This is a genomic window from Chitinophaga sp. GbtcB8 (assembly GCF_019091455.1).
Lineage (GTDB): Bacteria > Bacteroidota > Bacteroidia > Chitinophagales > Chitinophagaceae > Chitinophaga.
Genome location: NZ_JAGXJN010000051.1, coordinates 1 through 24,119, shown reverse-complemented (window position 1 = coordinate 24,119; position 24,119 = coordinate 1). Strand labels below are relative to the sequence as shown.

Here is a 24,119-nt window from a genome sequence, read left to right as displayed (position 1 = left end):
GTCTTTCCCATGTGTTTCTCATGTCTTTCTCATGTGTTTCCCTACTAAATCCCATGTTTTTCCCTAGTGAATCCCTAGTGAAGTTCATGTCACGTACCATAAATGCCGGTTTCTAACGTCCAATATCCCACCGCCTATCGCCGCCAACACATTACTTCTCCAACTCCCTCAAACCATCGCAACCCACTGATACCTGGATCTTCACATCCCCGGCCCCTCTATTCCCCATACTTTCCCATCAGTACCACACCATTCCCCCGAAGTCATCAGCACACCGGCACATTCTCCCTTATCCGCTCATCCACCCATCCACCCATCCACATTCATTCCCCCAAACCCATCAGCCCACCGGCACATTCTCCCCCCAATCCGCACATCTCCCCCCTCCCTCCCCCAAACACGACAATTTCTATTTTTTTATTATGGAAACTTTTGTAGTTTAAAAAGTTTCCCTAGTTTTGTCCGGGCTTTGTATATCTCTCAACGCCCATTTGAACCATGGAAGTACAGGAAAGAATATTAGATACCGCCTTTGGCCTGTTCCGGCAATACGGCACCAGGTCCATTACCATGGACGATATTGCCACCCGCATGGGCATTTCCAAAAAAACCTTGTACGCCCATTTTGTAGATAAGGACGATATGGTGGTACACGCCATCAGGCGATACCTGGAAATTATCCAGGAAGAGGAGCGCACCATCATCAGCAAAGCCGATAACGCCATAGAAGAGCTGTTTGAGATCATGAACATGATGGACGAAAAGCTGCGCAACATGAACCCGGTGATCATGCTGGACCTGCAAAAGTTCCATTCCCGGGCATTCCTGGTATTCCAGGAATACCGTAACAGCTCCCTGCGTACCACCATCCGCACTAACCTGGAACGGGGCATCCGGGAAGGGCTGTACCGGAAAGACCTGGATGTCCACATCCTTACCCAGTTCCGCATAGCCTCTGCCATGGTGTGTTTTCAGCCGGAAGTGTTCCCGATGGAAGGTTATGATATGGGAAAGGTACAGCGCGTATTACTGGAGCATTTTTTATACGGAGTATCGTCAGCAGAAGGTTTCCGCTTAATAGAAAAGTACAGGCAACAACAACTATCGCTAAACAAATAGATACAACTGTATGCAATCAGAACGAAAGCAAATTATCCTGGCCGGTTCATTGCTACTGCTAATGGCACTTACCACCACCCTGCGCGCGCAGCAAGCAGCGCCGCAGCCACAGGGGCCCTTGCAGCTAAGCGCCAAACAGGCCGTGGATTATGCACTCGCTAATCAAACAACAATTAAAAATGCCAGGCTGGATGAGCTTATTCAGCTGGCCAAGAACAAAGAAGTAAGCGGGCTGGCATTACCCACCGTTACCGCTAACGGCGCTTACTCCTATTCACCCGTACTGCAAAAGTCGCAGATAGACCTGCACAACTTTGATCCCAGCGCGCCGGAAGGCACTTACCAGGCCGTAGCTTTTGGGCTCACCCATAACATGACCGGTGACATAAAGCTTAACCAAACCCTGTTTGATCCCAGCGTACTGGTAGCCTTACAGGCCCGCAAAACGTTGGAGGAGCTGGTAGCGCGCAATGTGCAAAAATCAGAGGTAGACGTAAAGGTGGCCGTATACAAAGCATATTATAACGTGCTCTCCGCCAATAAAGCGCTCACCATTCTGAAAGGGAATATTGCCACACTGGATAAAACCCTTTCCGATACCCGCGAAACCTATAAGAACGGGTTGGCAGAGAAGCTGGATGTAGACCGCTTAACCGTACAAATGGCCAACCTCAGTACGGAGATCACCAAGCTGCGTAACCTCATAGAGGTAGGCACCGCTGCCCTGAAATTCCAGATGGGCATGCCCATGGCGCAAACCATAGAATTAACAGACACGCTCTCTACCGAAGCCATTGCAGCGCAAACTGTGAATGTGGATGGTTTCAATTACGATCAGCGGATAGAGTACCAGGTATTACAGTCGCAGAAACATGCAAACGAATATGATCTGAAACGGTATAAGCTGAAAGGGCTGCCCACGCTTTCCTTTAACGCTTCTGCCGGTTCTTTGAGAGGTTCCAGCCAGTTCGATTATTTCAAGAATCCCACCTGGTATGGTTATAGTACCCTGGGCCTGAACCTTTCCGTACCCATTTTTGCCGGCTTTCAGCGCAAACGGCAGGTAGATCAGGCCTTCCTGGCCCTGAAAAAAACAGAGCAGAATGTAGAGAACCTGAAGCTGTCTATTGACCTGGAACAATCACAATCCGCCTCCACCTTCCGCAATAACCTGCTTACCCTGCAATCGCAGGAGCAGAATATGCAGCTGGCGCAGGAAGTATATACCACTACCCAGGTGAAGTATCGTGAAGGGGTAGGCAGCAGCCTGGAAATGAGCACCGCGGAAAATGATCTGCTCACCGCACAGAAGAATTATTTCGATGCCTTGTACAATACGATAGTGGCGAAGATTGATTACATGAAGGCCTACGGAAAATTGTAAAAGCTAAACCTAAACTGATCTTTTAAAATTCGAGTTATATGACCAAAAGATATTTCGTTATTCCCTTCGCTACCCTTATACTGGCCGCTTGCGGCGGGGGCGCTCCCAATAAGGAAGCCCAGCTGCAGAAATTAAAGGATGAGAGATCAAAGCTGGAATCACAGATAGCCGCCCTGGAAAAAGAGGTAGGTAAAACAGATACCGTAGAAAGAGTAAAAACCGTTACCCTGGCTACCCTGGAGGATACTACATTCCAGCACTATATTGATGTGCAGGGCAGCGTGGATGCACGTGAAAATGTGAACGTAACCTCCAAAGTACCCGGTGTGGTAACCGCCATCCTGGTAAAGGAAGGCCAGCAGGTAAGCAAAGGCCAAACCCTGGGCCAGGTGGATGATCAGCTGGCACGCTCCGGTATATCAGAGCTGAAAACACAGCTGGAGCTGGCCACTACTACCTACGAAAAACAAAAGCGCCTCTGGGATCAGAAAATAGGCAGTGAAATGCAGTTCCTGACCGCAAAGAGCAATAAAGAAAGCCTGGAAAGAAAGCTGGGTACCTTAAATGAACAGCTGGCGCAAACCCGCATTGTTTCCCCCATCAACGGAACGGTAGATGCGGTAATAGCCAAGCTGGGTGATAACATTGGCCCCTCTTCCCCAACGGCTGCTTTCCGCGTGGTGAACAGCAATGCATTAAAAGTGGTAGCCAATGTAGCGGAAGGTTATGCAGGTAATGTGAAAACCGGCGATGCAGTGCTCATCAGTTTCCCGGACATTAATAGAGATATCCGCGCTAAAATAGGTTTTGCATCCCGCACCATTGATCCGCAAAGCCGTACCATTAAAATTGAAGTACCGCTGCCGGCCGACCAGGCCCTGCGCCCTAACATGATAGCCCATGTGAAGATCATAGATTACACTGCAAAAAATGCAGTAGTGATACCCGTGAATGTAATACAGTACACCATGGGCAAACCCTTTGTGGTAGTGGCTAAAGAAGCGGGTGGTAAAATACTGGCCCAGCGCCGGGATATTGAAATGGGACGCACCTATAATGATATAGCCGAAATAAAGAACGGACTGCAGGTGGGCGAGAAGCTGGTGACAACCGGTTACCAGGGATTAAATGATAACGACCTGATTAAACTCTAGCTATCAGCTAAGCTAAAAGCTAATGTATGCAAGACAACCTGAATAAAGAATTTAAGCCTACCAGCTGGTCCATTGATAATAAGGTGAGCATTTATGTAGCCACCATTATCATAGCCTTTGCCGGTATCCTTTCCTACATATCATTACCCAAGGAGCAATTCCCGGAAGTAGTGTTTCCGCAGTTCTATATTAATACACTGTACCCCGGTACTGCACCGGAAGATATGGAAACGCTGGTGACCAAGCCCATTGAAAAACAGCTGGGCGGTATCTCCGGTGTAAAGGAAATTAAAAGCACCTCCCTGCAGGACTATTCCATCATCACCATAGAATTTAATACGGATGTGGATATAGAAACCGCGCGGCAGGAAGTGCGCGAGAAGGTGGATGAAGCCAAGGCCGACCTGCCTTCTGACCTCACCGTAAATGGTAAGGAACCGCAGATCATTAAGATAGATGTATCGCAGATCCCTATCATGAACGTGAACCTGTCCGGCGATTTTGACCTGCAATCCTTAAAGAAGTATGCAGATGAAATGCAGGACCGCATTGAAGCGCTCACAGAAATCACCCGTGTGGATATTGTGGGTGCGCTGGACCGTGAGATCCAGATCAACGTGGATAAATACAAGATGGACGCCGCCCGCATCAGCTTTGATGATATCATTAATGCAGTAGGCGCGGAGAACCGTACCATCTCCGGCGGCCTGGTATCTATGGACGGGCAAAAACGTACCCTGAGCGTAAAAGGTGAATACAAGGATGCCAGTAAGATCGGCAACATTGTAGTGCGCGGTATGTCCGGTGCCGTAGTTTACCTGAGAGATGTAGCAGATGTGGTAGATGGTTTTAAAGAGCAGGAAAGTTATGCGCGTTTGAATGGCAAGAATGTAATTACGCTGAACGTAATTAAACAAAGCGGTAAGAACCTGATAGATGCCTCTGACAAGATCCACGCCATCATTGCCGACATGCAAAAGACCTACCTGCCCCAAAACCTGAAAGTAGATATTACGGCAGACCAGTCTAAATCCACCCGCGTAACCCTGCATGATCTGATCAATACCATCATCATTGGTTTTGTGCTGGTAACAATAATCCTCATGTTCTTTATGGGTGCCATAAATGCCATCTTCGTGGCCATGTCGGTACCCATCTCCATGTTCATTGCATTTTTGATCCTGCCCACATTCGACTTTACGTTGAACATGATGGTGCTGTTCTCCTTCCTGTTAGCATTGGGGATAGTGGTGGATGATGCCATTGTGGTGATAGAGAACGTGCACCGCATCTTTCATGAACGGCACGACCTGGGAATTGTGAAAGCCGCTAAAATAGCGGCGGGCGAGGTGTTCCTGCCGGTATTATCCGGTACCCTTACAGTGCTGGCGCCTTTTGTGCCGCTGCTGTTCTGGCCCGGTGTAATAGGTAGTTTCATGTTCTTCCTGCCGGTAACGTTGATCGTTACACTGGGCGCCTCACTGGTAGTAGCCTATATCATCAACCCTGTGTTTGCGGTTGATTTTATGGACCGCCATGAAGGAGATGAGCATCCTAAACCTAAGTTTGACAAGAAGTTCAAAATACTCACTGCTGTATTTGCAGTAATAGCGCTCATTGCATATGCCAATAGTTTTGGCGTGGGCAACTTTGTAGTGTTCATGTATCTGCTGATCGTGCTGGAACGTTTCTGGCTGGGCGGTGTAGCACGCCGTTTCCAGCAGCACACCTGGCCCAGGGTACAGGAATGGTATCACCGCCGTTTGGAATGGTGTTTAAAAGGCTGGCGTCCTATAGGGATCCTGTTTGCTACGTTTGGCCTGCTGATCTTCAGCATTATCTTAACCGGTATCCGTAACCCTAAAGTGGTGTTCTTCCCGCAGGCAGATCCCAACTTTATTTACGCTTACCTGGAGCTGCCTAATGGCACCGATCAGAAGTACACGGATTCTATTACGCATATTGTAGAAGAGCGGATCACTAAAACAGTAGGCGCCAACAATCCGATCGTGGAATCCATTATCTCCAACGTGGCAAAAGGCGCCGGAGATCCCAGCCAGATGGATCAGAGCGTGCAGCCGCAAAAAGGTAAGGTAACTGTAGCCTTTGTGGAGTTTGGCGCACGTAAAGGCCAGTCTACCAAAGCTTACCTGGGCAAGATCCGCGATGCGGTGAAAGGCATACCCGGTGCGGATATTACAGTAGAGCAGGAGCAGGGCGGTCCCCCCACAGGCAAGCCGGTTAACATAGAGATCAGCGGCGATGATTTTAATGAATTAACGCTTACCTCTATGCGCTTAAAACGTTACCTGGATTCTTTACAGATAGGTGGCGTGGAAGAGCTGAAAAGTGATTTTGAAAGTAACAAGCCGGAAATACTGGTGAATATAGACCGTGAAAGAGCGAACAAGGAAGGCATTTCCACAGGGGTAATAGGCATGGCTTTGCGCAATGCCTTGTATGGTGCAGAAGCCTCCAAGTTCCGGGATCCGGAAGATGATTACCAGATCATGGTGCGTTTCAGGGAAGATCAGCGTAATAATATTAATACGCTCATGAACCTGAACATTACCTACCGCGATATGAACATGGGCGGCGCTATCCGCCAGGTGCCCTTATCGGCAGTAGCCAATATCACTTATTCCAATACTTACGCCAGCGTAAAACGTATAGATCAGAAACGGGTGGTAACGCTGTACTCCAATGTGCTGACCGGTTTTAATACCAACGAGGTAGTGCAGAAAGTACAAGGCGCCATCAACCAGTTCAGCAAGCCGGATAGTGTAATTGTAAAAATGACCGGTGAGCAGGAAGATCAGCAGGAAACCATGAACTTCCTGGTAATGGCTATGCTGGGCGCAGTAGGCCTGATGTTTATGATCATGGTAACGCAGTTCAACTCAGTAGGCCGTCCTTTGGTAATTGCTATGGAGATTGTATTTAGTATCATCGGCGTGTTCCTGGGTTTCTCCATCTTTGGTATGGATATATCCATTGTAATGACCGGTGTAGGTATTATGGCGCTGGCAGGTGTTGTGGTACGTAATGGTATAGTGCTGGTAGAGTTTATTGATCTGCTGATCAAGCAGGGTACGCCGGTGTATGATGCCGTGGTAGAAGGTGGCAGAACGCGTATGACGCCGGTATTGCTTACCGCCATAGCCGCCATCCTGGGCCTGATACCGCTGGCCGTAGGGTTGAACATTGACTTTGCCACCCTGTTTTCCGAAGGTAACCCGCACCTGTTCTTTGGGGGCGATAACGTAGCCTTCTGGGGCCCGCTGGCCTGGACCATGGTGTTCGGGTTGATCTTTGCCACTTTCCTTACGCTGATCCTGGTGCCTGTAATGTACGCCATGAACAAGCGTTCCATTGATGTGCTGGACCATTACAAGCTGCCGCGCAGTTTAAAATATGTACCCTTCCTGGTGCTGCTCCTGAAAGTGTTCAGCAAGCGGGAAACCGTACGCAGGCTGCATGATCCGCATTATGTATCGGCCAAACCGTATGCATTTTTCTCTGATGAGGAAATGGTAGCTAAAGAAGACAAACATGCGCGCAGTATAAAAACGAATGTTTCAATGAATTAAAATAGCTAGCTATTAAACAATAGCTATACAGTGTAACAGTTGTAGGTTTAACAGATCACCGTTCCGATATCTATCGGGACGGTTTTTTTTTGTAATATTTAACAGTTGTTTAGTTGCTGCATTTATTACTTTTGACACAGAAATCCCGAAACAAGATCAAAGTCATATGCGGAACCACGAAATCGATTATAAGATATACGGGGAGGAGATACAGATAGTAGAAATAGAGTTAGACCCCCAGGAAACGGCCGTTGCAGAAAGCGGAAGCTTTATGATGATGGACCAGGAAATACAAATGCAAACCATGTTTGGAGATGGCTCCCAGGCCAACCAGGGGCTTTTCGGGAAGCTGCTTTCCGCCGGCAAACGCATGATCACAGGAGAAAGCCTGTTCATGACCGCCTTTACAAATGTGGGACAAGGAAAGAAGAGAGTGAGTTTTGCAGCCCCTTACCCCGGTAAAATTATTCCCATGGACCTGGCCCTGATGGGGGGCAAGGTAATTTGCCAGAAAGATGCTTTCCTCTGCGCCGCCAAAGGTGTGAGTATAGGAATAGAGTGGCAGCGCAGGCTGGGCACCGGCATTTTTGGTGGGGAAGGTTTTATAATGCAGAAGCTGGAAGGCGATGGTCTGGCCTTTGTACACGCCGGCGGCCTGGTAATAGAAAAGGAATTACAGCCCGGCGAAGTGCTGAAAATAGATACCGGTTGCGTAGTGGCCTACACCCAGAATGTGGATTTTGACATTGAGTTTATTAAAGGAATAAAGAATATGGTTTTTGGTGGCGAAGGCTTGTTCTTTGCCACGCTCAGAGGCCCCGGTAAAGTATGGATCCAGTCCCTGCCCATTAGCCGTTTGGCTGGCCGCATTATTGCGTATGGCACAGGACCCCGTAAAGAAGAGGGTAGCATACTGGGCGGCCTGGGAAATTTACTGGATGGAGATTGAGCGGCTTAGGCGCACTGGTGGTAGAAAAATTTTGTTATTTAAAAGATAATTTACAGAAAATTCACCAACAAAGTAGTAGCTTAGCTTAATAATTACTGTTGAAAAACCATTTACCTATGCCAGCCGGTACTTTGAACAGGAAAATGAAAAAAGTTTGTTATGAAACGACTGACAGTGTAAAATAAATGGGGTGGATCAGTGAATGACGTCGATATTCCCGTATATTTGATATCAGGTAGCATCAATCTGTCGTTCTGAGCTAAAATGGATTCGCCAAAACACTAATGAGAAAATAATATGATAGGTGCGGAATAATATAAGGAATGCGCACCGTAATTAATTGTAGGAATGCGGCACTCAATTATCTTTGTTCTTCCAGAAAGAGGTAATTCTTCCAGCTAAAACTAAGAAACAGGTAAAGAGAATTTTAAACACAAAAATGATAAAGCCGGTATATTAATGTGGACTGGAGAAAACCCGGGATGACCATACCTGGGAATCATCGGCACTAACTATATCACTCACCATGGAGATGAATTTCATTTTTATGAAATCATAGCTATTATTGCTTCAAACGCTTAATTAAGTAAGATGAATTTTGAGAGAAACGAACGCCCCCGCAAGCCCTACTCTTCAGATGTTAACAAAGAGTATGATCCCAAGGACAAGCCGGGCGGTTATAACCGACCTGACTTTAACAACAACAATGAGCGGGAGGGAAGACCCAATTTTAACCGGGAAAACAGACCGGACTACAACAGAGATGGCGGCGGCGAATCCAGGCCCCGCGAAAATTACAACCGGGAAGGTGGAGGAGGATATGATCGCGGCGGCGGCGGCGGTGGTTACAACCGTGGCGGTGGCGGCGGTGGTTACGATCGCGGCGGTGGCGGCGGTGGTTACGATCGTGGCGGCGGCGGCGGTGGTTACAATCGCGGCGGTGGCGGCGGTGGTTACGACCGTGGCGGTGGCGGCGGTGGTTACGATCGCGGCGGCGGCGGTGGTGGTTACAATCGCGGCGGTGGCGGCGGTGGTTACGATCGCGGCGGTGGCGGCGGTGGTTACAATCGCGGCGGTGGCGGCGGTGGTTACGATCGCGGCGGCGGCGGAGGAGGTTACAATCGCGGCGGTGGCGGCGGTGGTGGATACAACCGCGGCGGTGGCGGCGGATACGGTGGCGGTGGTGGATACGGCGGCGGCCAGAGAAGACCTGGCGGCGGCGGCATGAGAAGGCCTTTCACGCCCAAACCCGATAACAAAATTTACTTTATTGCCCTGCTGCCTACTGCCGAAGTAGGTAAGGAGATCATTAAAATAAAACAGGAATTTGCAGAACAATACGGTCCTACTTACGCACTGAAAGTATTACCCCATATTACACTGCAGGTACCTTTCACGGCTGATCCTGCACTGGAAAAAGCCTTCTGCGATGAGCTGGCAGAATTTGCTAAAACTCAGGGGCCTTTTGAAGTATCCCTGAATGGTTTTGGTACCTTCCCCAATAAGCAGAACCGTGTACTGTTCATTAACGTAGAAAAGAGTGAAACCATGTCTGCTATGCACCGGCAGCTGATCAACTTCCTGCGCAAGGAATTTGGTTTCAGCACCATGCTGGCCCGCACCGGTTTTACCCCGCACGTTACCGTGGCCTTTAAAGACCTGGAAGATGATCAGTTCAACAAAGCATGGCCGGAGTATGAGAACAAAGAATACCAGGCCAGCTTTAAAGTAAACAATCTGTACTTCCTGCGCCATAACGGCAAATCATGGGAAGTGCTGCAGAAATGCAAACTGGGTGGTGGTACAACCCCTGCCTGATCTGAGTAAGATATGATCTTATATAAAAAAGCCCCCTGATAACATCGGGGGGCTTTTTATTGCTGTTTATGTGGTTGTGTTAAAGGTCTATTTGTTTGCGTAAGGTATATTCATTCTGCTGGTTCTTAGTCCAGCGCAGGTTCATGGTAGGACATATTACTTCCAGCACGCTCTCCACATTCCCAAGTTGTTCCGGATCAAAGGTGCCATTGTAGCGGAAACGCGCCATATCACTATCTGACAAGGTTATGCGCACATCAAAATAATTCTGCAAAGTATTGATCACATCACCCAGGCGGGTATCCTGGAAAGAAAGGCGGTTCTCTTTCCACGCCATAAAATTGGGATCTTCAATACGCATTTGCTCCGGGCCTTTGGTATCTTTTAACACACCGCGGCTGCCACTGGAGAGCAGTAGTTTTTCCAGCTGGTTATCACGTTTGGAAAAAGCCACCTTACCCGTTACCACAGCCACTTCTACCTGGCTTACATCATAAGCCTTTACATCAAAAGCAGTACCCAGCACCTGTGTTTGCGTATGGCTGGCATATACAACAAAAGGCTGCGCAGTATGTTGTGTTACCTCAAAAAATGCTTCTCCTTCCAAATGCACGGCACGTTCTTTTCCTTCAAAATTAGCAGCGTAGGTAAGCTTACTGTTCTGGTTCAGGTAAGCCTTGCTCCCATCCGGCAGGGTAACGGTTCTCTTCTCATGTGCAAGGGTGGCAACCGATACCTCCGGGTGTCTGAAGAACACGAAATACGCTGTAGCTGCGCCGCTTAGCAGTATAACGCTGGCCGCTATACGCAGTACGTGCCGGTAGGTATGGAATATACTACGTGTGGGCGTAGCAGTTATTTGCTGTCTGAAAGCTTCCCAGTTCTTTTCCGTGGAGGGGGTAAAATCCGTATCTGCCTTGCCGGTGAGCGCCCAGGTGCTTTTCAGCGCAGCATAGTATTGCCGGTTGGTCTCATCCTCAGCCAGCCAGGCTTGTAACACCTCTTTTTCAGCGGGGCTCAGGCTGTTATCAATATCACGGGCAATAAGCGTTTCTATATGGTCTAACTCGTAAGACATACCATTAAAATTGTAAGAGTAAAAGATATAAGGAACTGCATGCTACCAATAATATCACAGCCAGGTAATCCTGCAGGGATACTCTTAGTTTCTTTAACGCGGTGATCATCTGGTTCTCGACTGTTTTTATAGAGATATTGAGCGTAGCGGCTATTTCCCGGTAGGTCATTTCCTCAAAACGGCTCAGGATAAATATTTCCCGGCACTTCTCCGGCAGGCGGTCAATAGCCTGGTGAATGTGCGCGGTGGTTTGTTTCAGACGGTGTGGACTTTCCGCAGTGCCGGAGCTGGCCGGCAGCTGTATCATATCCTCTTCTATAGACAGGTGTTTGCCCTGCCGTTTATGCTTGTCCAGGTGGTCCAATGCCATATTAATTGCTGCTCTGTGCAGGTACGCTTTAAAATACACCTCCTGTAAAGCGCTGCGCCGGTTCCATATCCGTATGAACACTTCCTGGGCAAGGTCTTCTGCAGTGGCGGTATCTTGTACCAGCCGGTAAATGGTTTTACAAACAAGGGGAAAGAAGGATTTAAAGAGCAGTTCCATAAAGGCCTGTTCATCTTCCTGTAATAATTCGTGTAACCTGGCATTATCGGGCATAGCACAAAAATAGCTTTTGTTACCATTTGGTAGGCTATCACTTATGCCAGCTCCTGCAAGGGCAGGTGTACTTTGTGTGTGCATAGTGTGACGATTTTGGCGGCATTTACAGGATGTAGCTGAAAATGACGATCAATAAAAGCAGGCAGGTGATGCAAAGGCTGCCGTTTACGACAAGGACATCCTTTTTTATAATCATAACTGTTGCTTTAATACTATAACGGAGAAGGGGAATGGTACCCCTACAAGGAAAGGAAAATTAGTTGGCAGTGGGCAGTCATAAAGCAGCACATAAGTAAAAGACCTGTAGGTTACAGGCCTTTTTATATGAATACTTTCTTTTACTTGAACTCCTTTATAGCTAACAGCTAATAGGCCAACCGCCAACTGCTAAAAAAAGAAGCCGGTGATACAGACGTATCTAACCGGCTTTTTGATTAACCCCTATGAAAACCAACTATTGCTCTTGGTTATTGTTGTAAATTGATCTCGCCCAGGTCAGTGGCTTTCCCATCTTCTACTTTCACATCGTTAATGGTGGCGTCCTTAAAAGGATCCTTGGCATCTATCACCACAGTGTAGGTACCAGCCCTGGCACCGGTGAAGGTAAATGCGCCATCAGAAACCGCTGTTTTCAACGTATCTGACCCTTGTACCGCCCATGCTTCTGTAGCCCCATCTGCCGGCCTTACTTTGCCTGTAATGGAACCATCTACGCCTTTAAATGCATACGCACTGAAGGCAACGGCGGCGAGTGCTAACAGGCTTACTTTGATCTTATTCATAACACACACGTTTAATTGTTTTAAAAGCTGATCTGTTGTAAGCGGTGTATAGCGGATTTTAAAAGAACTTTTGCTGATTATCAAGCAACCAGCCTGCATAGAATTTTACAATTACCATGCCACAGTGGCCCCTGAAATTGTGTGTGCTTTATTTAACATTTCTTTAGCTAAACCCGCCCTTGTGGCCTGTTTTAAGCGTTTCAAGAAAAACGCAGGCGCGTTGGTTTTGTTGTGTTATAGACTTGTTAAAACAGAAAGGGCTGCCATCGTATTTAAGATAGCAGCCCTTACGGATGAGTTATAAACAGCTTGTTTAGCGGCGGTTTAACTTAGATAATAAGCGTAATATTTCCAGGTATAACCAAACCAGCGTTACCAATAAACCAAAGGATGCATACCACTCAAAGTATTTAGGCGCACCCTGCGCTACACCATTGTCTATCAGGTCAAAATCCAGGATCAGGTTTAAGGCAGCAATAGCTACCACTACCAGTGAAAAGATCAAACCTATGGTGCTGCCTTCATGCAGGAAAGGAATATTGATGTTGAAAAAGCGCAGTGCAAAAGCAATCAGGTAAAATACAGCGATCCCCGCAGTTGCAGTGAATACAATAGCCTTAAACTTTTGCGTAGCGCGGATCACACCGGTACGGTATAAAACCAGCATAGCTATAAAAGTACCAAAAGTAAGGCCCACAGCCTGCAGCACAATACCTTCATATAAGCTGCTGTACATGGCGGAAATACCACCCAGGAACAAACCTTCGCACAAAGCGTAGGCAGGGGCCAGGTAGGGCGCCCATTCTTTTTTGAAAACAATTACCAGCGCCAGCACAAAACCGCCAATACCGCCGCCGGCCAGGTAAGGCAGGATGGGTGCGCCTTTGGCAAAAATACCCCAGGAGTAAACAGCGGATGCCATTACCAGCAGGAGTAAAAAGACCATTTTGTTTACGGTACCGCGCAGGGTCATAGCGTTGCCGTCCTGCACGAGTGTAGCCTGTTGAAAAGTACTCTCTTTCAGTACAGGGTTGTTGGATTGAAATAATGCCATAGTGTAAATGTTGTGTTTACCGATTAACACCTCAAAAATACAAAGAATAGTTGGTATGCCTTACTTCACAGGCGTGATCACGATCTTCCGGAACTCAATAGGACCATGATCTCCCTGGATATAAATAGGCCCGGGCTCGCCTTCATTGCTGTCCAGCGCACCGCCGGTAATGCCGGGTATTTCCTGGTTGGTGATCACGGTTTTGCCGTTCACCACTACAGTTACCATGCGGCCAATTAAGGTAATATCATAGGTCTGCCATTTATCAGGCCCCAGGGCTGCAATTTCGCTGGGCGCCAGGAAACCGTATATGCCGCTGAACAGCACACTGGCAGGGTGTGCATCTACCGGGCTATCCTCTATCTGTGTTTCATAACGGCCTCTCAGGTATACGCCGCTGTTGCTGCCTTTCTGGTAGCGGAACTCAACATGCAGCTTAAAATCTGTAAAGGTTTTTTCGGAGATCAGGTTGGCGCCGGAATGCGGGCTGGTAAGCACCCCGTCTTTTACTACCCACTGGTTTTCGCCCAGCGCTTTCCAGCCGCTCAGGTCTTTTCCGTTAAAAAGGTTAATGGCTTTATCCCAAACCGGGGCGCCGGCCCTTTTCAGGTATGGCGCTTTTACGCCTTTCCAGTTATAGGTTTTGCCTTCGCTGGTGGTAATAGTACCCTGTATGCCTTCCCCGGCCAGCTCTCCCTCGATCACAAAATCCTGGTCGCCTTTTTCCCATTGTGGCGGAATGGTAAAGCGGAACTTACCATTATCAAAATACACATGGGATACCGGGCGCGCGCTGCCGGAAACGCCTACAAAATAACCTACCAGCGCACGGTTGCCGGAAAGTTTTACTTCCAGCCAGGAGGGGGCAGGTTTACCGTTTTGGTCAATGGTAAGGTCCCAGCGTCCGATCAGTTTGGAGGAATCGGCCATAACATGCGCCGGAGCAGTAGTAGTAAGGGTTGTGGCCTGTGCAGCGCCTGCAGCCAGCAAACAGCTCATTCCCAGTACAAGAAATTTTTTATGCATAGAATTGATTTTTTTAGTTGAAGCTGCGTGGAACCAGCTTTTATGAACAGGCGAATAAGGTAAGATTTATCTGCATTTTATGCAAATACAGAAAGATGGTTAACTTTATAACATGATGATGATGGCTCCCACACTTTAAGCTTCCTTTTATACCGCAGGTATAATACCTCCCTCCCCGGGAGGTAAGTTTAGTCATTGTATTTGTTCATCTATACTCATTATCATCATGCAGGAAGTTTTAAGTAAAGAACAGCTCACCGCTTTTATCAATAATGGTTTTGTACGTATTGACCATGCATTTTCCGCCACGCTGGCGGAAGAAGTGCGGCATATACTCTGGAAAGATATTAACGCCGATCCCCATGATCCGGCAACCTGGACAAACCCCGTTATAAGGCTGGGTATGTATACGCAGGCGCCTTTTATACAATCTGCCGGCACGCCGGTATTACAGAGTGCTTTTGATCAGCTCTTAGGGGCAGGGAAATGGATACCACTGCGCGCTATGGGCACTTTTCCCGTGCGTTTTCCCTCTCCGCAGGACCCTGGTGATGCAGGCTGGCATGTGGACGCCGGGTTTCCGGGCAAAGATCCCGGCAATTATTTTGACTGGCGTATTAATATACGGTCAAAAGGGAGGGGCCTGCTCATGTTATTCCTTTATTCAGATGTAGGAGTGCATGACGCGCCTACCAGGATCCGTACCGGTTCTCACCTGGATGTGGCCCGTTTGTTACAGCCTGCCGGCGAACAGGGGCTTTCCTTTATGGAGCTGGCCCGCAGCTTGGACAACCTGCCGGCAAGGGATGAAATATTGGCTACAGGCAAAGCAGGCACCGTATACCTGTGCCACCCCTTCCTGGTACATGCCGCCCAGCCTCACCATGGTACGGAGCCCCGCTTTTTAGCCCAGCCTCCGCTGCTGCTGAAAGAGGACCTGGTTATTGAAAGCCGGGATGGGGCCTATAGCCCGGTGGAGCAGGCCATACGTGCAGGCTTAAAAGACTCGCATCTTCCATAACTTTAAGTTATTACCCATAACCAGAAGCAATGCCCATAAACGTTTCAGCCGATTAAAGTCTACCGTCTTTGTGTACTTTTGTGGTGAATACGTATTATTCCGCATATGAGTAGGATTACTCCCTTGTGAAATGCTACATTTGCACTTTAATAAACAGTAGGTTCAATGTCTAACACTCCTATTCAACAGATAGAAGACGTAGTAATAAAATTTGCCGGCGACAGTGGTGACGGGATGCAGCTTACCGGCAGCCAGTTTTCAAATAACACTGCCCTGATCGGGAATGATCTGAGCACCTTCCCGGATTTCCCCGCCGAAATACGCGCCCCCCAGGGCACCCTGGCCGGTGTGAGCGGCTTCCAGTTGCACTTTTCCTCTAACCGTATATTTACCCCGGGCGATGCCTGTGATGTGCTGGTAGCAATGAACGCCGCCGCTTTAAAAGCCAACCTGAAAGCGCTGAAAAAAGGCGGTATTGTAATAGCCAATACAGACGGGTTTGATTCCAAGAACCTGCGCCTGGCTAACTACCCGGAAGGCGTAAATCCCCTGGAAGATGGCTCCCTGGTAAATTACCAGCTGCATACCATGGATGTTACCAAAATGACGCGCGAAGCGCTGAAGGAAACCACCATGGGTATGAAGGAAAAGGACCGTGCCAAGAACATGTTCGTGCTGGGCTTCCTGTACTGGTTATATAACCGCAGCATGGAAAGCACAGAGAATTTCCTGAAAGAAAAGTTTGGAAAGAAACCGGAGATCTTTGACAGCAACATGAAGGTGCTGCATGCCGGCTATAATTTTGGCGATACGGTAGAAGCCTCTTTCAGCACCCGTTTTAAGGTAGAAAAGGCCCGCATGGAGCCGGGCACCTACCGCAGCATTACCGGTAACACGGCGCTGGCGTATGGGTTGATAGCTGCTTCACAAAAAGCAAACCTGCCGCTGTTCCTGGGTACTTACCCTATTACACCGGCATCCGATATCCTGCATGAGCTGAGCCGGTACAAGAACTTCGGCATCCGCACCTTCCAGGCAGAGGATGAAATTGCCGGTATTACCTCTGCCATTGGCGCCTCTTACGGCGGACAAATGGGAGTAACCACCACCTCCGGCCCGGGTATGGCCCTGAAAGGGGAAGCCATGGGCCTGGCTGTAATGCTGGAAATACCCTTACTGATCGTAGATATTCAACGCGGTGGCCCTTCCACAGGCTTACCTACCAAAACAGAACAAAGCGACCTGTTACAGGCTTATTACGGCCGTAACGGGGAGTGCCCGATGCCCATCGTATCTGCCTCCACACCTTCTGATTGTTTTGAGGCGATCTTTGAAGCATTCCGCATTGCAGTAAAACATATGACGCCGGTGATCTTCCTGAGCGATGGTTATATTGCCAACGGTTCTGAACCCTGGCGTTTTCCTAAAAGCGCCGACCTGCAGCCGATAGAAGTGAAATTCAAGACCGGCCTGGCAGAAGGAGAGGAGCAGTTCCTGCCTTACCACCGCGATGAAAACCTGGTACGCCCCTGGGCAGTACCCGGCACACCCGGCCTGGAACACCGTATAGGCGGCCTGGAAAAACAGAACATTACCGGTAACGTAAGCTACGACCCGGAAAACCACCAGCTGATGGTGAAGATCCGCCAGGAAAAAGTAGACCGTATTGCCGATCATATACCCTTGCAAACTATTGAGCTGGGACCGGATACCGGCAAGGTGCTGGTGCTGGGATGGGGCTCCACCTATGGCGCCATTAAGAGCGCGGTACTGGACCTGCTGGAAGAAGGCCACCAGGTAGCGCACGCACACCTCCGCCACCTGCGCCCCTTCCCCAAGAACCTGGGCGACCTGTTAAGCAGCTTTGACAAGGTATTGATCCCCGAGATCAATAACGGGCAGCTGATCAAAATTATCCGCGACCAGTACCTGATCGATGCGCAGGGTTACCACAAGATCATGGGCGTACCCATTACCAAGGGCGAGCTGGTGGTAAAGATCAAAGAAATGCTGGCCTAAACGCTGTTTACCGGCTTTATATTGCATGAATTGAAATAATTATTTTTTTAAATATTTTAGGTGAATCCTGCCCATCCGGGCAGGATTTTTCGTATTTTCCATATTGTAGTACAGGAGTATTTTTTATGAATCGTCTTATCCGCCTGTGTTTTATAATTGGATCTTGTTTAGTGGCCAGCAACCCGCTTCAGGCACAGGTACATACATTTGAGATAAGACTGGGCTCGCACCCGGTAGGAACCGTGGAGGCGCGTTGTAATATAAATGGCGCTGCCAAACACATGGAAATAAAAAGCAGCCTGGAAACCCGCTTTGTATCCAAGTTCACGGACATATCCTGCGACTACAACAACAATGTGCTGGTACAGTCGCTGGTAACCCGCAGCTCCGGCAAGAACAGTGATGATGCCAAGGCTACCATTACCCGCCGGGAAGGCGCCCGTTACCTGATAAATGTAGAAGGGGAACAAAGCGCGCTCAATAATACAGAGATCCTGCATTCCGTATCTGATCTGTACTTTGCAGAACCCAAACAGATCAATCGTGTTTATTCCGAAACCCTGGGGAAATTCCTGGTGCTGAAAGCCCTGGGTAATGGCGAATATGAGCTTACACTACCGGATGGTAAAAAGAACTTTTACCGCTACCAGAAAGGGGCCTTAAAAGAGGTAGAGGTAAATCATACACTGGGGAAAGCGTTTATTGTGAGAACGGGTTGATGAGATGTGCAGGTGTGCAAATATGCAGATGGGCAGATGAATTGATCCTAGCGGAAAACTTTGCCACAATATAAAAGCCCTGACAAGTAAGATCTGGCAGGGGTGTTTGCTTTTTTATCAGGAATGTCAGCGCATTATTTTATTCATCTGCACATCTGCATATTTGCCCATCCGCACATCTACAGCGTTTTCTCAATAATCTGCCCGCTCTTTTTATCTTTCAATATCACTTTCTTAGCGCCAAAGTGGGTCATTTCTTCTTTTACCAGGTAGTACTGCTCATCATATTCCGTATAACCTTTTCCTTTTTCCACACCGGTTTTTCCGCGCCACACATCCAGCTGCACAGGCTCCCATAATTTGCTTTTTGCGCTGCGGTAAGCGGCATCCAGCACGGCATTCACCACATACCCGTCATAAAAGGTTTCACGGGCGGGTTTGCCGCTTTCCATGGAGTTGAACATATCAGTGAACATATGGTTATAACCCAGCTCATTCAGCTCATCGCCCACCGGGAACAACCAGCCGGTATTACTTTCTGCTTTTTCCGCCACATAATCCGCGCCCTTGCCGGTGGTGAACATATCAAAACCGGTACGCAAAAAGCTGTTCAGCCAAATGGTGCCTTCCGTGCCCATTACTTCATCGCGCAGGTCCAGGCCGCCGCGGAAGGTCCAGCTTACTTCAAACTGCCCTATAGCGCCATTCTCATACTTTACCAGGCCAATGGCATGGTCTTCTGCATCAATGGGTTTTACCTGCGTATCGGCCCAGCACATTACCTCAATGGGTTTAATATCCTTGCCAATAAAGCTGCGGGCTATTTCCACGCAATGGCAGCCCAGGTCCAGGATACAGCCGCCGCCGGCCTGCTCCTTATCCCAGAACCATTCACTGTGCGGGCCAGGGTGCGTTTCCCTTGACTTAGCCCAGAGTATGCGGCCCAAAGCCCCGTTTTGCACGCTTTCCAGCGCTTTCAGGAATTTGGGGGTATACACCAGGTCCTCCAGGTAACCGTTAAAAATACCGGCCTTTTCTACGGCCTCCATCATACGTTTGGCTTCTTCCGCATTACGGCCCAGGGGTTTGGTGCAGATAACGCCTTTTTTATGTTTGCAGCATAACAGCACGGCTGCCTCGTGCAGGTTGTTGGGCAGGGAAATACATACTACCTCTACCTCCGGGTGCGAAATAGAAGCCTCCATTTCGATAGTCCAGTGGGCTACCTGGTAATCTTCCGCAAACTTCTTTGCGCTTTCTTCCCGGCGGGAATAAATACTAACGATCTTGTCCCTGCTTCTTTGCCCTTGCAGGGAATCTGCATAGAAGCGCCCGATAAAACCGGAGCCTAACATTGATATTTTAGCCATAGTATGAAGAGATTTAGATGTACGATTTACGATTTAGATCTGATGACCGTGGATGATTAACCTATACGATCCCCAAATCTAAGATCGTAAATCTAAAATCGTAAATAGAATCATTTCGTTGTTTTGCTTTCGCGGAAAAACAGCACAAAGTACACCAGCACAGCCGCCGCAATATAAACAGGCACCATCCAGATGGGTTTCCAGCTATAGGCATGATTAACGGTATAGTGTTCAGCTACAAAACCGGAGAACCAGGTACCGATGAACATGCCTAAGCCATAAGTAGCAAAGGTAAACATGCCCTGTGCAGCATTCTTTATATTTTCGCCGGCTTTCTTTTCCGTGTACATATAACCGGTTACAAAGAAAAAGTCGTAACAGATGCCATGCAGCACTATACCGGCATATAACATCCACAGGCCCGTCCCGCTGTCGCCATAGGCAAAGCAGATGTAACGCAGTATCCAGGCAGCCATGCCCAGTAACAGCATGTTCTTAACGCCAATGCGGTTAAACAGTAATGGAATAGCCAGTATGAACAGGCCTTCGGAGATCTGCCCCAGGATCATTTTACCGGCAGCATTATGCATGCCTGCATCATTGAGGAACAGGTTGGCAAAGCCATAATAGAAAGACAGTGGTATGCAAACTAATATGGCAGCAATGAAGAAGATAACGTAAGACCTGTCTTTAAACAGCACAAAGGCCTCTGTACCCAATGCTTTGGCAGCGCTTACACCACTGGCTTCCCTGGCTTTGGGCTGCGTTTTGGGCAGCATGAAGCTGAACAGGCCCAGTAAAACAGAGGCGCCGGCAGCAATGTAAAAAGTGATGGAAGTAGTTTCTATACCCAGATTGCCTACCAATGCACCGGCGGCAATCCACCCAATGGTGCCAAATACCCGTATGAACGGGAACTGTTTGCCCGGATCGCTCATCTGCGAAAAAGCCACCGTGTTGGAAAGGGCTATGGTAGGCATATACAGCAGGGAGTACAATAATATCACCCAGTAAAATACCAGTGTATTAGTTATTTGCGGAGTTAGGAAAAGTACAAGGCCGCCCACCAGGTGCAGCACCCCCATGAGCTTTTCCGCTGCAAAAAAGCGGTCAGCTATCATCCCTACAAAAAAGGGAGAGATCATGGTGGCAATGGCCAGCGCGCTATAGGCAGAGCCTATCTGCACCCCATTAGCCTGCAGGTGTACAGACATGTAAGTGCTCATAGTTACATACCATGCGCACCATACAAAGTACTCAAGGAACATCATGAGGGCTAGCTGCAATATAACGGCTGGTTTCATACATTGGACCTTTAGCTTGTTCTAGGAATGAGGGTTGACGATTAAGGCATTTAAGATAGTAAAAAAGATTTACGATCTGTACTACAAATTAAAACATACCGGCAGCTTATAAACGCAGCTTGGGCTGCACACTGATCTCAGAACCTTCTGCCAGTAACGCAGATACCGGCTTTTGTGCAAGCGCCTCCGCAAACGCAGGCCCATACAGTACTTCCGCGTTACAGTGGTAGTCATAATCATATACTTCATGCACGCGCCATTGCGGGTGCGTTACTTCATATACTGAAGTAAGTTCAGGGCCGCTTTGCGTATAACCCCAGTAATGTTCTGTAATAAATTCAGCTTCGCCGCCGGGTATAATAGCGGTGGGGGCCGCGGCTGCATTAGCTTTCAGGAAGTTCCATTCATTGCCTACTTTCCATTCATAGGCCACGTGTAAAGTATTTTCATCCGGCGAATGCCAGCGGTGCCGCATAGGCAGTGTAGCATACTTTTCTTTATACAAAGTATTGGCTACAAAAGTGATCAGGTGTTTGGGCACCAGCTCCTTAATGAATACCACACCACGTTTCCAGCTGCTACCATCTTTATAACGCACATAAAAACGCAGGTTCACCTCCTCAAATGTGCGGTGCATGGGAAAACCAATACCTTTTACTTTGGTATCCTGGAAAAGAAAACCCACAAGACTTATGTAGTATGTATCGTTCCAGGTATCCAGCTCCGTACGGTGCGGCACATACTTTTGCAGCAGGGCAGGTCTAACGGCAAAATTGATCATGAGCAAATTGCGCCATTGTGCTGTGAGGAAGGGTTTGGCCATGTGTTATTGTTGTTTGCTGATCACCTGCTGGTAATACTTACACACCTTTCTTAAACCGCATTCCCCGCACTTTGGTGTACGCGCCACGCAAATGTAACGGCCATGCAGTATCAGCCAGTGGTGGGCAATATGCACCTTTTCTACAGGAATGTATTGCAGTAATTGCTGTTCCGTTTGCAGCGGTGTTTTGGCATTAGTGGTTAAGCCTATCCGGGCCGATACGCGGAATACATGCGTATCTACCGCCATGTTAGGTTGCTGGTGCACTACAGAAGTGATCACATTGGCTGTTTTGCGCCCTACACCCGGCAGGGTTATCAGTTCAGCTACTGTGGCCGGTATTTCCCCGTTAAAATTTTCCACCACCATATTGGCCATGCCAATGAGGTGCTTGGTTTTATTGTTGGGATAACTGATGCTTCTGATGTAAGGGAATAATTCGTCAAACGTGGCTTTGCTTAAGGCATAAACATCGGGATACTTTTCAAAAATGGCAGGGGTGGTCATATTCACCCGCTTATCGGTACACTGTGCAGACAGGATCACGGCTACCAGCAGCTGGTAGGGATTGTCATAGATAAGTTCCGTTTCAGCATTGGGTGCGTGCTCTTCAAAGTAGTGCAGCACGAATGCGAAGCGCTCTTTTTTCGTCATGCTGTAAAAATAGCTTACAGCCAGCAAATTGCAATTATTTCACGTTGGCTTGTAGTACCGCCGCTTCCGCTTAGCCTTTTTTCCGGGCGTGCTCGAAAATAGCCTTTAGGGTTTCAGCGCGGGGAGAGAACTTAATGGTGTTCAAAGCCTTTTTGGTTTGGGTATGACAAACCCGCTCCTCACGGGGGAGCTCCTGATCTTTAGACATATCCTGAAAATTGTTTTTGCTATCAGCCACAGAACGTAAAACAGCAGAGAAGGATAGAGTAGAATTGCCCATGCAAATTTGTTTTAATACAATAAACTAATATTCAGCTTAATAACGGAGAACACGCGGAATCTATTGTTAAGGTATAGCAATTTTTTAGAAAAGTGCAAGCTTATTTATCGGTGGTGGCTTCTTCCCTGATAATGAACAGGTCTTCATTATCTTTTTTCATCAGGTATTGTTCCCGGGCAAATTTTTCCAGTTTTTCGGGGCTGGAAAGCAGCTCCCGTTGTTCTTCGCGGGTTTTGTCTATTTCCGTTCTAAAAAATGCTTTCTGGGACTCCAGCTTGTTCACTTCAGTTTGTAACTGGTACTGGGAGAGCAGGTTATTACGGTCCAGGAAACCCAGCCATATTACAAAGGCTGCAATAGCTATCACAAACTTGTTGCGCAGCAGCGGGTGTATTTTTATGGACTTGGGTAGCGTCAAAATGTACTGGTTTAGGTGGCAAAGGTCTTAAAAGATCCGGGTTCTGGAATAACCCAGGACCCGGACGTATTGACCACTAAAATTGAGATCTGGTTTATTTCTTACCAAATTTAACGGATTTTCCCGGATAAAAGCCAACATTGCCCAGCGCTTCTTCAATACGCAGCAGCTGGTTGTATTTGGCCATACGGTCGGTACGGGAAGCAGAACCGGTTTTGATCTGTCCGCAGTTCAGGGCTACGGCCAGGTCAGCGATGGTAGTATCTTCCGTTTCGCCGGAACGGTGGCTCATGATGGAGGTATAACCGGCTTTATGCGCCATGTTCACCGCATCAATGGTTTCCGTTACAGTACCGATCTGGTTTACTTTGATCAGGATGCTGTTGGCAATATCCTGGTCAATGCCTTGTTTCAGGCGTTTTACGTTGGTTACGAACAGGTCGTCGCCTACCAGCTGTACAGTGCTGCCTACAGCCTGGGTCAGTTTTTTCCAGCCATCCCAATCATCTTCAGCCATACCGTCTTCAATAGACAGGATAGGGTATTTCTTACACCACTCCGCCCAGTAAGCAACCATTTCATCGCTGCTGATCACTTTCTGAGAGCTTTTGTAGAATTTGTAAGTTTTGTCAGCATCGTTAAACATTTCGCTGCTGGCGGCATCCAGGGCAATACCTATCTGCTCGCCTGCTTTGTAACCGGCAGCTTCAATAGCCTGCAGTACGGTTTCAATAGCTTCTTCGTTGCTCTGAATATCCGGCGCAAAACCACCTTCATCACCTACGTTGGTGCTGTAACCTTTCTTCTTCAGTACGGATTTCAGGGTATGGAAGATCTCAACACCCCAGCGCAGGCCTTCAGAGAAGGAGGACGCGCCTACCGGGATGATCATAAATTCCTGGTAATCGATCTTGTTATCAGCATGCACACCACCGTTCAGGATGTTCATCAGC

The 24,119-nt window shown here is 48.2% G+C and carries 21 protein-coding genes; 9 read left to right on the top strand and 12 right to left on the bottom strand.

Annotated elements, in window-relative coordinates; translation table 11 throughout:
• Positions 1-498: 498 nt before the first annotated feature.
• The 6 genes from KVT36_RS29060 to KVT36_RS32870 all read left to right on the top strand — a co-directional run bounded on the left by KVT36_RS29060 (position 499) and on the right by KVT36_RS32870 (position 10,014).
• A complete protein-coding gene (locus tag KVT36_RS29060) occupies positions 499-1,119 on the top strand; it encodes a TetR/AcrR family transcriptional regulator (protein WP_217606945.1) in 621 nt (206 codons plus the stop codon).
• Positions 1,120-1,129: 10 nt separating this feature from the next.
• A complete protein-coding gene (locus KVT36_RS29055) occupies positions 1,130-2,503 on the top strand; it encodes a TolC family protein (RefSeq protein ID WP_217606944.1) in 1,374 nt (457 codons plus the stop codon).
• A 38-nt stretch (positions 2,504-2,541) separates the two neighbouring features.
• Entirely contained in the window at positions 2,542-3,657 is a 1,116-nt protein-coding gene (locus KVT36_RS29050; RefSeq protein ID WP_217606943.1) for an efflux RND transporter periplasmic adaptor subunit, read from the top strand.
• Between the two features lie 26 nt (positions 3,658-3,683).
• The gene (locus KVT36_RS29045; protein ID WP_217606942.1) at positions 3,684-7,247 is read left to right on the top strand and encodes an efflux RND transporter permease subunit; all 3,564 of its coding nucleotides are present in this window, start codon (positions 3,684-3,686) and stop codon (positions 7,245-7,247) included.
• A gap of 166 nt (positions 7,248-7,413) precedes the next feature.
• Positions 7,414-8,196: a TIGR00266 family protein gene (locus KVT36_RS29040; RefSeq protein ID WP_217606941.1), complete on the top strand. Its 783-nt coding sequence runs from the start codon at positions 7,414-7,416 to the stop codon at positions 8,194-8,196.
• 591 nt (positions 8,197-8,787) lie between these two features.
• Positions 8,788-10,014: a 2'-5' RNA ligase family protein gene (locus tag KVT36_RS32870; protein WP_254640242.1), complete on the top strand. Its 1,227-nt coding sequence runs from the start codon at positions 8,788-8,790 to the stop codon at positions 10,012-10,014.
• Positions 10,015-10,093: 79 nt separating this feature from the next.
• Here KVT36_RS32870 and KVT36_RS29030 read toward each other — a convergent pair whose 3' ends face one another.
• The 5 genes from KVT36_RS29030 to KVT36_RS29010 all read right to left on the bottom strand — a co-directional run bounded on the left by KVT36_RS29030 (position 10,094) and on the right by KVT36_RS29010 (position 14,558).
• Positions 10,094-11,092 carry a FecR domain-containing protein gene (locus tag KVT36_RS29030; protein WP_217606940.1) on the bottom strand — a complete coding sequence of 333 codons (999 nt, stop codon included), beginning with the start codon at positions 11,090-11,092 and terminating at the stop codon, positions 10,094-10,096.
• 4 nt (positions 11,093-11,096) lie between these two features.
• On the bottom strand, positions 11,097-11,777 hold the full coding sequence (locus KVT36_RS29025; RefSeq protein ID WP_217606939.1) for an RNA polymerase sigma factor: 681 nt from the start codon (positions 11,775-11,777) through the stop codon (positions 11,097-11,099).
• Positions 11,778-12,163: 386 nt separating this feature from the next.
• Entirely contained in the window at positions 12,164-12,478 is a 315-nt protein-coding gene (locus KVT36_RS29020; protein ID WP_089920494.1) for a carboxypeptidase-like regulatory domain-containing protein, read from the bottom strand.
• A gap of 313 nt (positions 12,479-12,791) precedes the next feature.
• Positions 12,792-13,532 (bottom strand): Bax inhibitor-1/YccA family protein, encoded by a 741-nt coding sequence (locus KVT36_RS29015; RefSeq protein ID WP_217606938.1) that lies wholly within the window; start codon positions 13,530-13,532, stop codon positions 12,792-12,794.
• Positions 13,533-13,592: 60 nt separating this feature from the next.
• Positions 13,593-14,558 carry a DUF1080 domain-containing protein gene (locus KVT36_RS29010; RefSeq protein ID WP_217606937.1) on the bottom strand — a complete coding sequence of 322 codons (966 nt, stop codon included), beginning with the start codon at positions 14,556-14,558 and terminating at the stop codon, positions 13,593-13,595.
• Between the two features lie 226 nt (positions 14,559-14,784).
• Here KVT36_RS29010 and KVT36_RS29005 point away from each other — a divergent pair, with 226 nt between their 5' ends.
• The 3 genes from KVT36_RS29005 to KVT36_RS28995 all read left to right on the top strand — a co-directional run bounded on the left by KVT36_RS29005 (position 14,785) and on the right by KVT36_RS28995 (position 18,317).
• The gene (locus KVT36_RS29005; RefSeq protein WP_217606936.1) at positions 14,785-15,579 is read left to right on the top strand and encodes a phytanoyl-CoA dioxygenase family protein; all 795 of its coding nucleotides are present in this window, start codon (positions 14,785-14,787) and stop codon (positions 15,577-15,579) included.
• 165 nt (positions 15,580-15,744) lie between these two features.
• A complete protein-coding gene (locus KVT36_RS29000; protein WP_217606935.1) occupies positions 15,745-17,598 on the top strand; it encodes a 2-oxoacid:acceptor oxidoreductase subunit alpha in 1,854 nt (617 codons plus the stop codon).
• A gap of 125 nt (positions 17,599-17,723) precedes the next feature.
• Positions 17,724-18,317 carry a DUF6134 family protein gene (locus KVT36_RS28995; protein WP_217606934.1) on the top strand — a complete coding sequence of 198 codons (594 nt, stop codon included), beginning with the start codon at positions 17,724-17,726 and terminating at the stop codon, positions 18,315-18,317.
• A gap of 179 nt (positions 18,318-18,496) precedes the next feature.
• Here the strand turns inward: KVT36_RS28995 and KVT36_RS28990 are convergent, their stop codons facing one another.
• The 7 genes from KVT36_RS28990 to eno form a co-directional block, all read right to left on the bottom strand.
• A complete protein-coding gene (locus KVT36_RS28990; RefSeq protein WP_217606933.1) occupies positions 18,497-19,687 on the bottom strand; it encodes a Gfo/Idh/MocA family protein in 1,191 nt (396 codons plus the stop codon).
• A 110-nt stretch (positions 19,688-19,797) separates the two neighbouring features.
• Positions 19,798-20,991, bottom strand: coding sequence for a nucleoside permease (locus KVT36_RS28985; protein ID WP_217606932.1), 1,194 nt, complete (start codon positions 20,989-20,991; stop codon positions 19,798-19,800).
• A 106-nt stretch (positions 20,992-21,097) separates the two neighbouring features.
• Complete coding sequence (locus KVT36_RS28980) at positions 21,098-21,814, bottom strand: YqjF family protein (RefSeq protein WP_217606931.1); 717 nt, start codon at positions 21,812-21,814, stop codon at positions 21,098-21,100.
• Positions 21,815-21,817: 3 nt separating this feature from the next.
• Positions 21,818-22,468, bottom strand: coding sequence for an endonuclease III (gene nth, locus KVT36_RS28975; RefSeq protein ID WP_217606930.1), 651 nt, complete (start codon positions 22,466-22,468; stop codon positions 21,818-21,820).
• A 70-nt stretch (positions 22,469-22,538) separates the two neighbouring features.
• The gene (locus KVT36_RS28970; protein WP_089920476.1) at positions 22,539-22,748 is read right to left on the bottom strand and encodes a hypothetical protein; all 210 of its coding nucleotides are present in this window, start codon (positions 22,746-22,748) and stop codon (positions 22,539-22,541) included.
• 100 nt (positions 22,749-22,848) lie between these two features.
• Complete coding sequence (locus KVT36_RS28965) at positions 22,849-23,166, bottom strand: septum formation initiator family protein (RefSeq protein ID WP_217606929.1); 318 nt, start codon at positions 23,164-23,166, stop codon at positions 22,849-22,851.
• 94 nt (positions 23,167-23,260) lie between these two features.
• Positions 23,261-24,119: phosphopyruvate hydratase (eno, locus tag KVT36_RS28960; RefSeq protein WP_217606928.1), on the bottom strand; the 859-nt coding region annotated here is incomplete at its 5' end.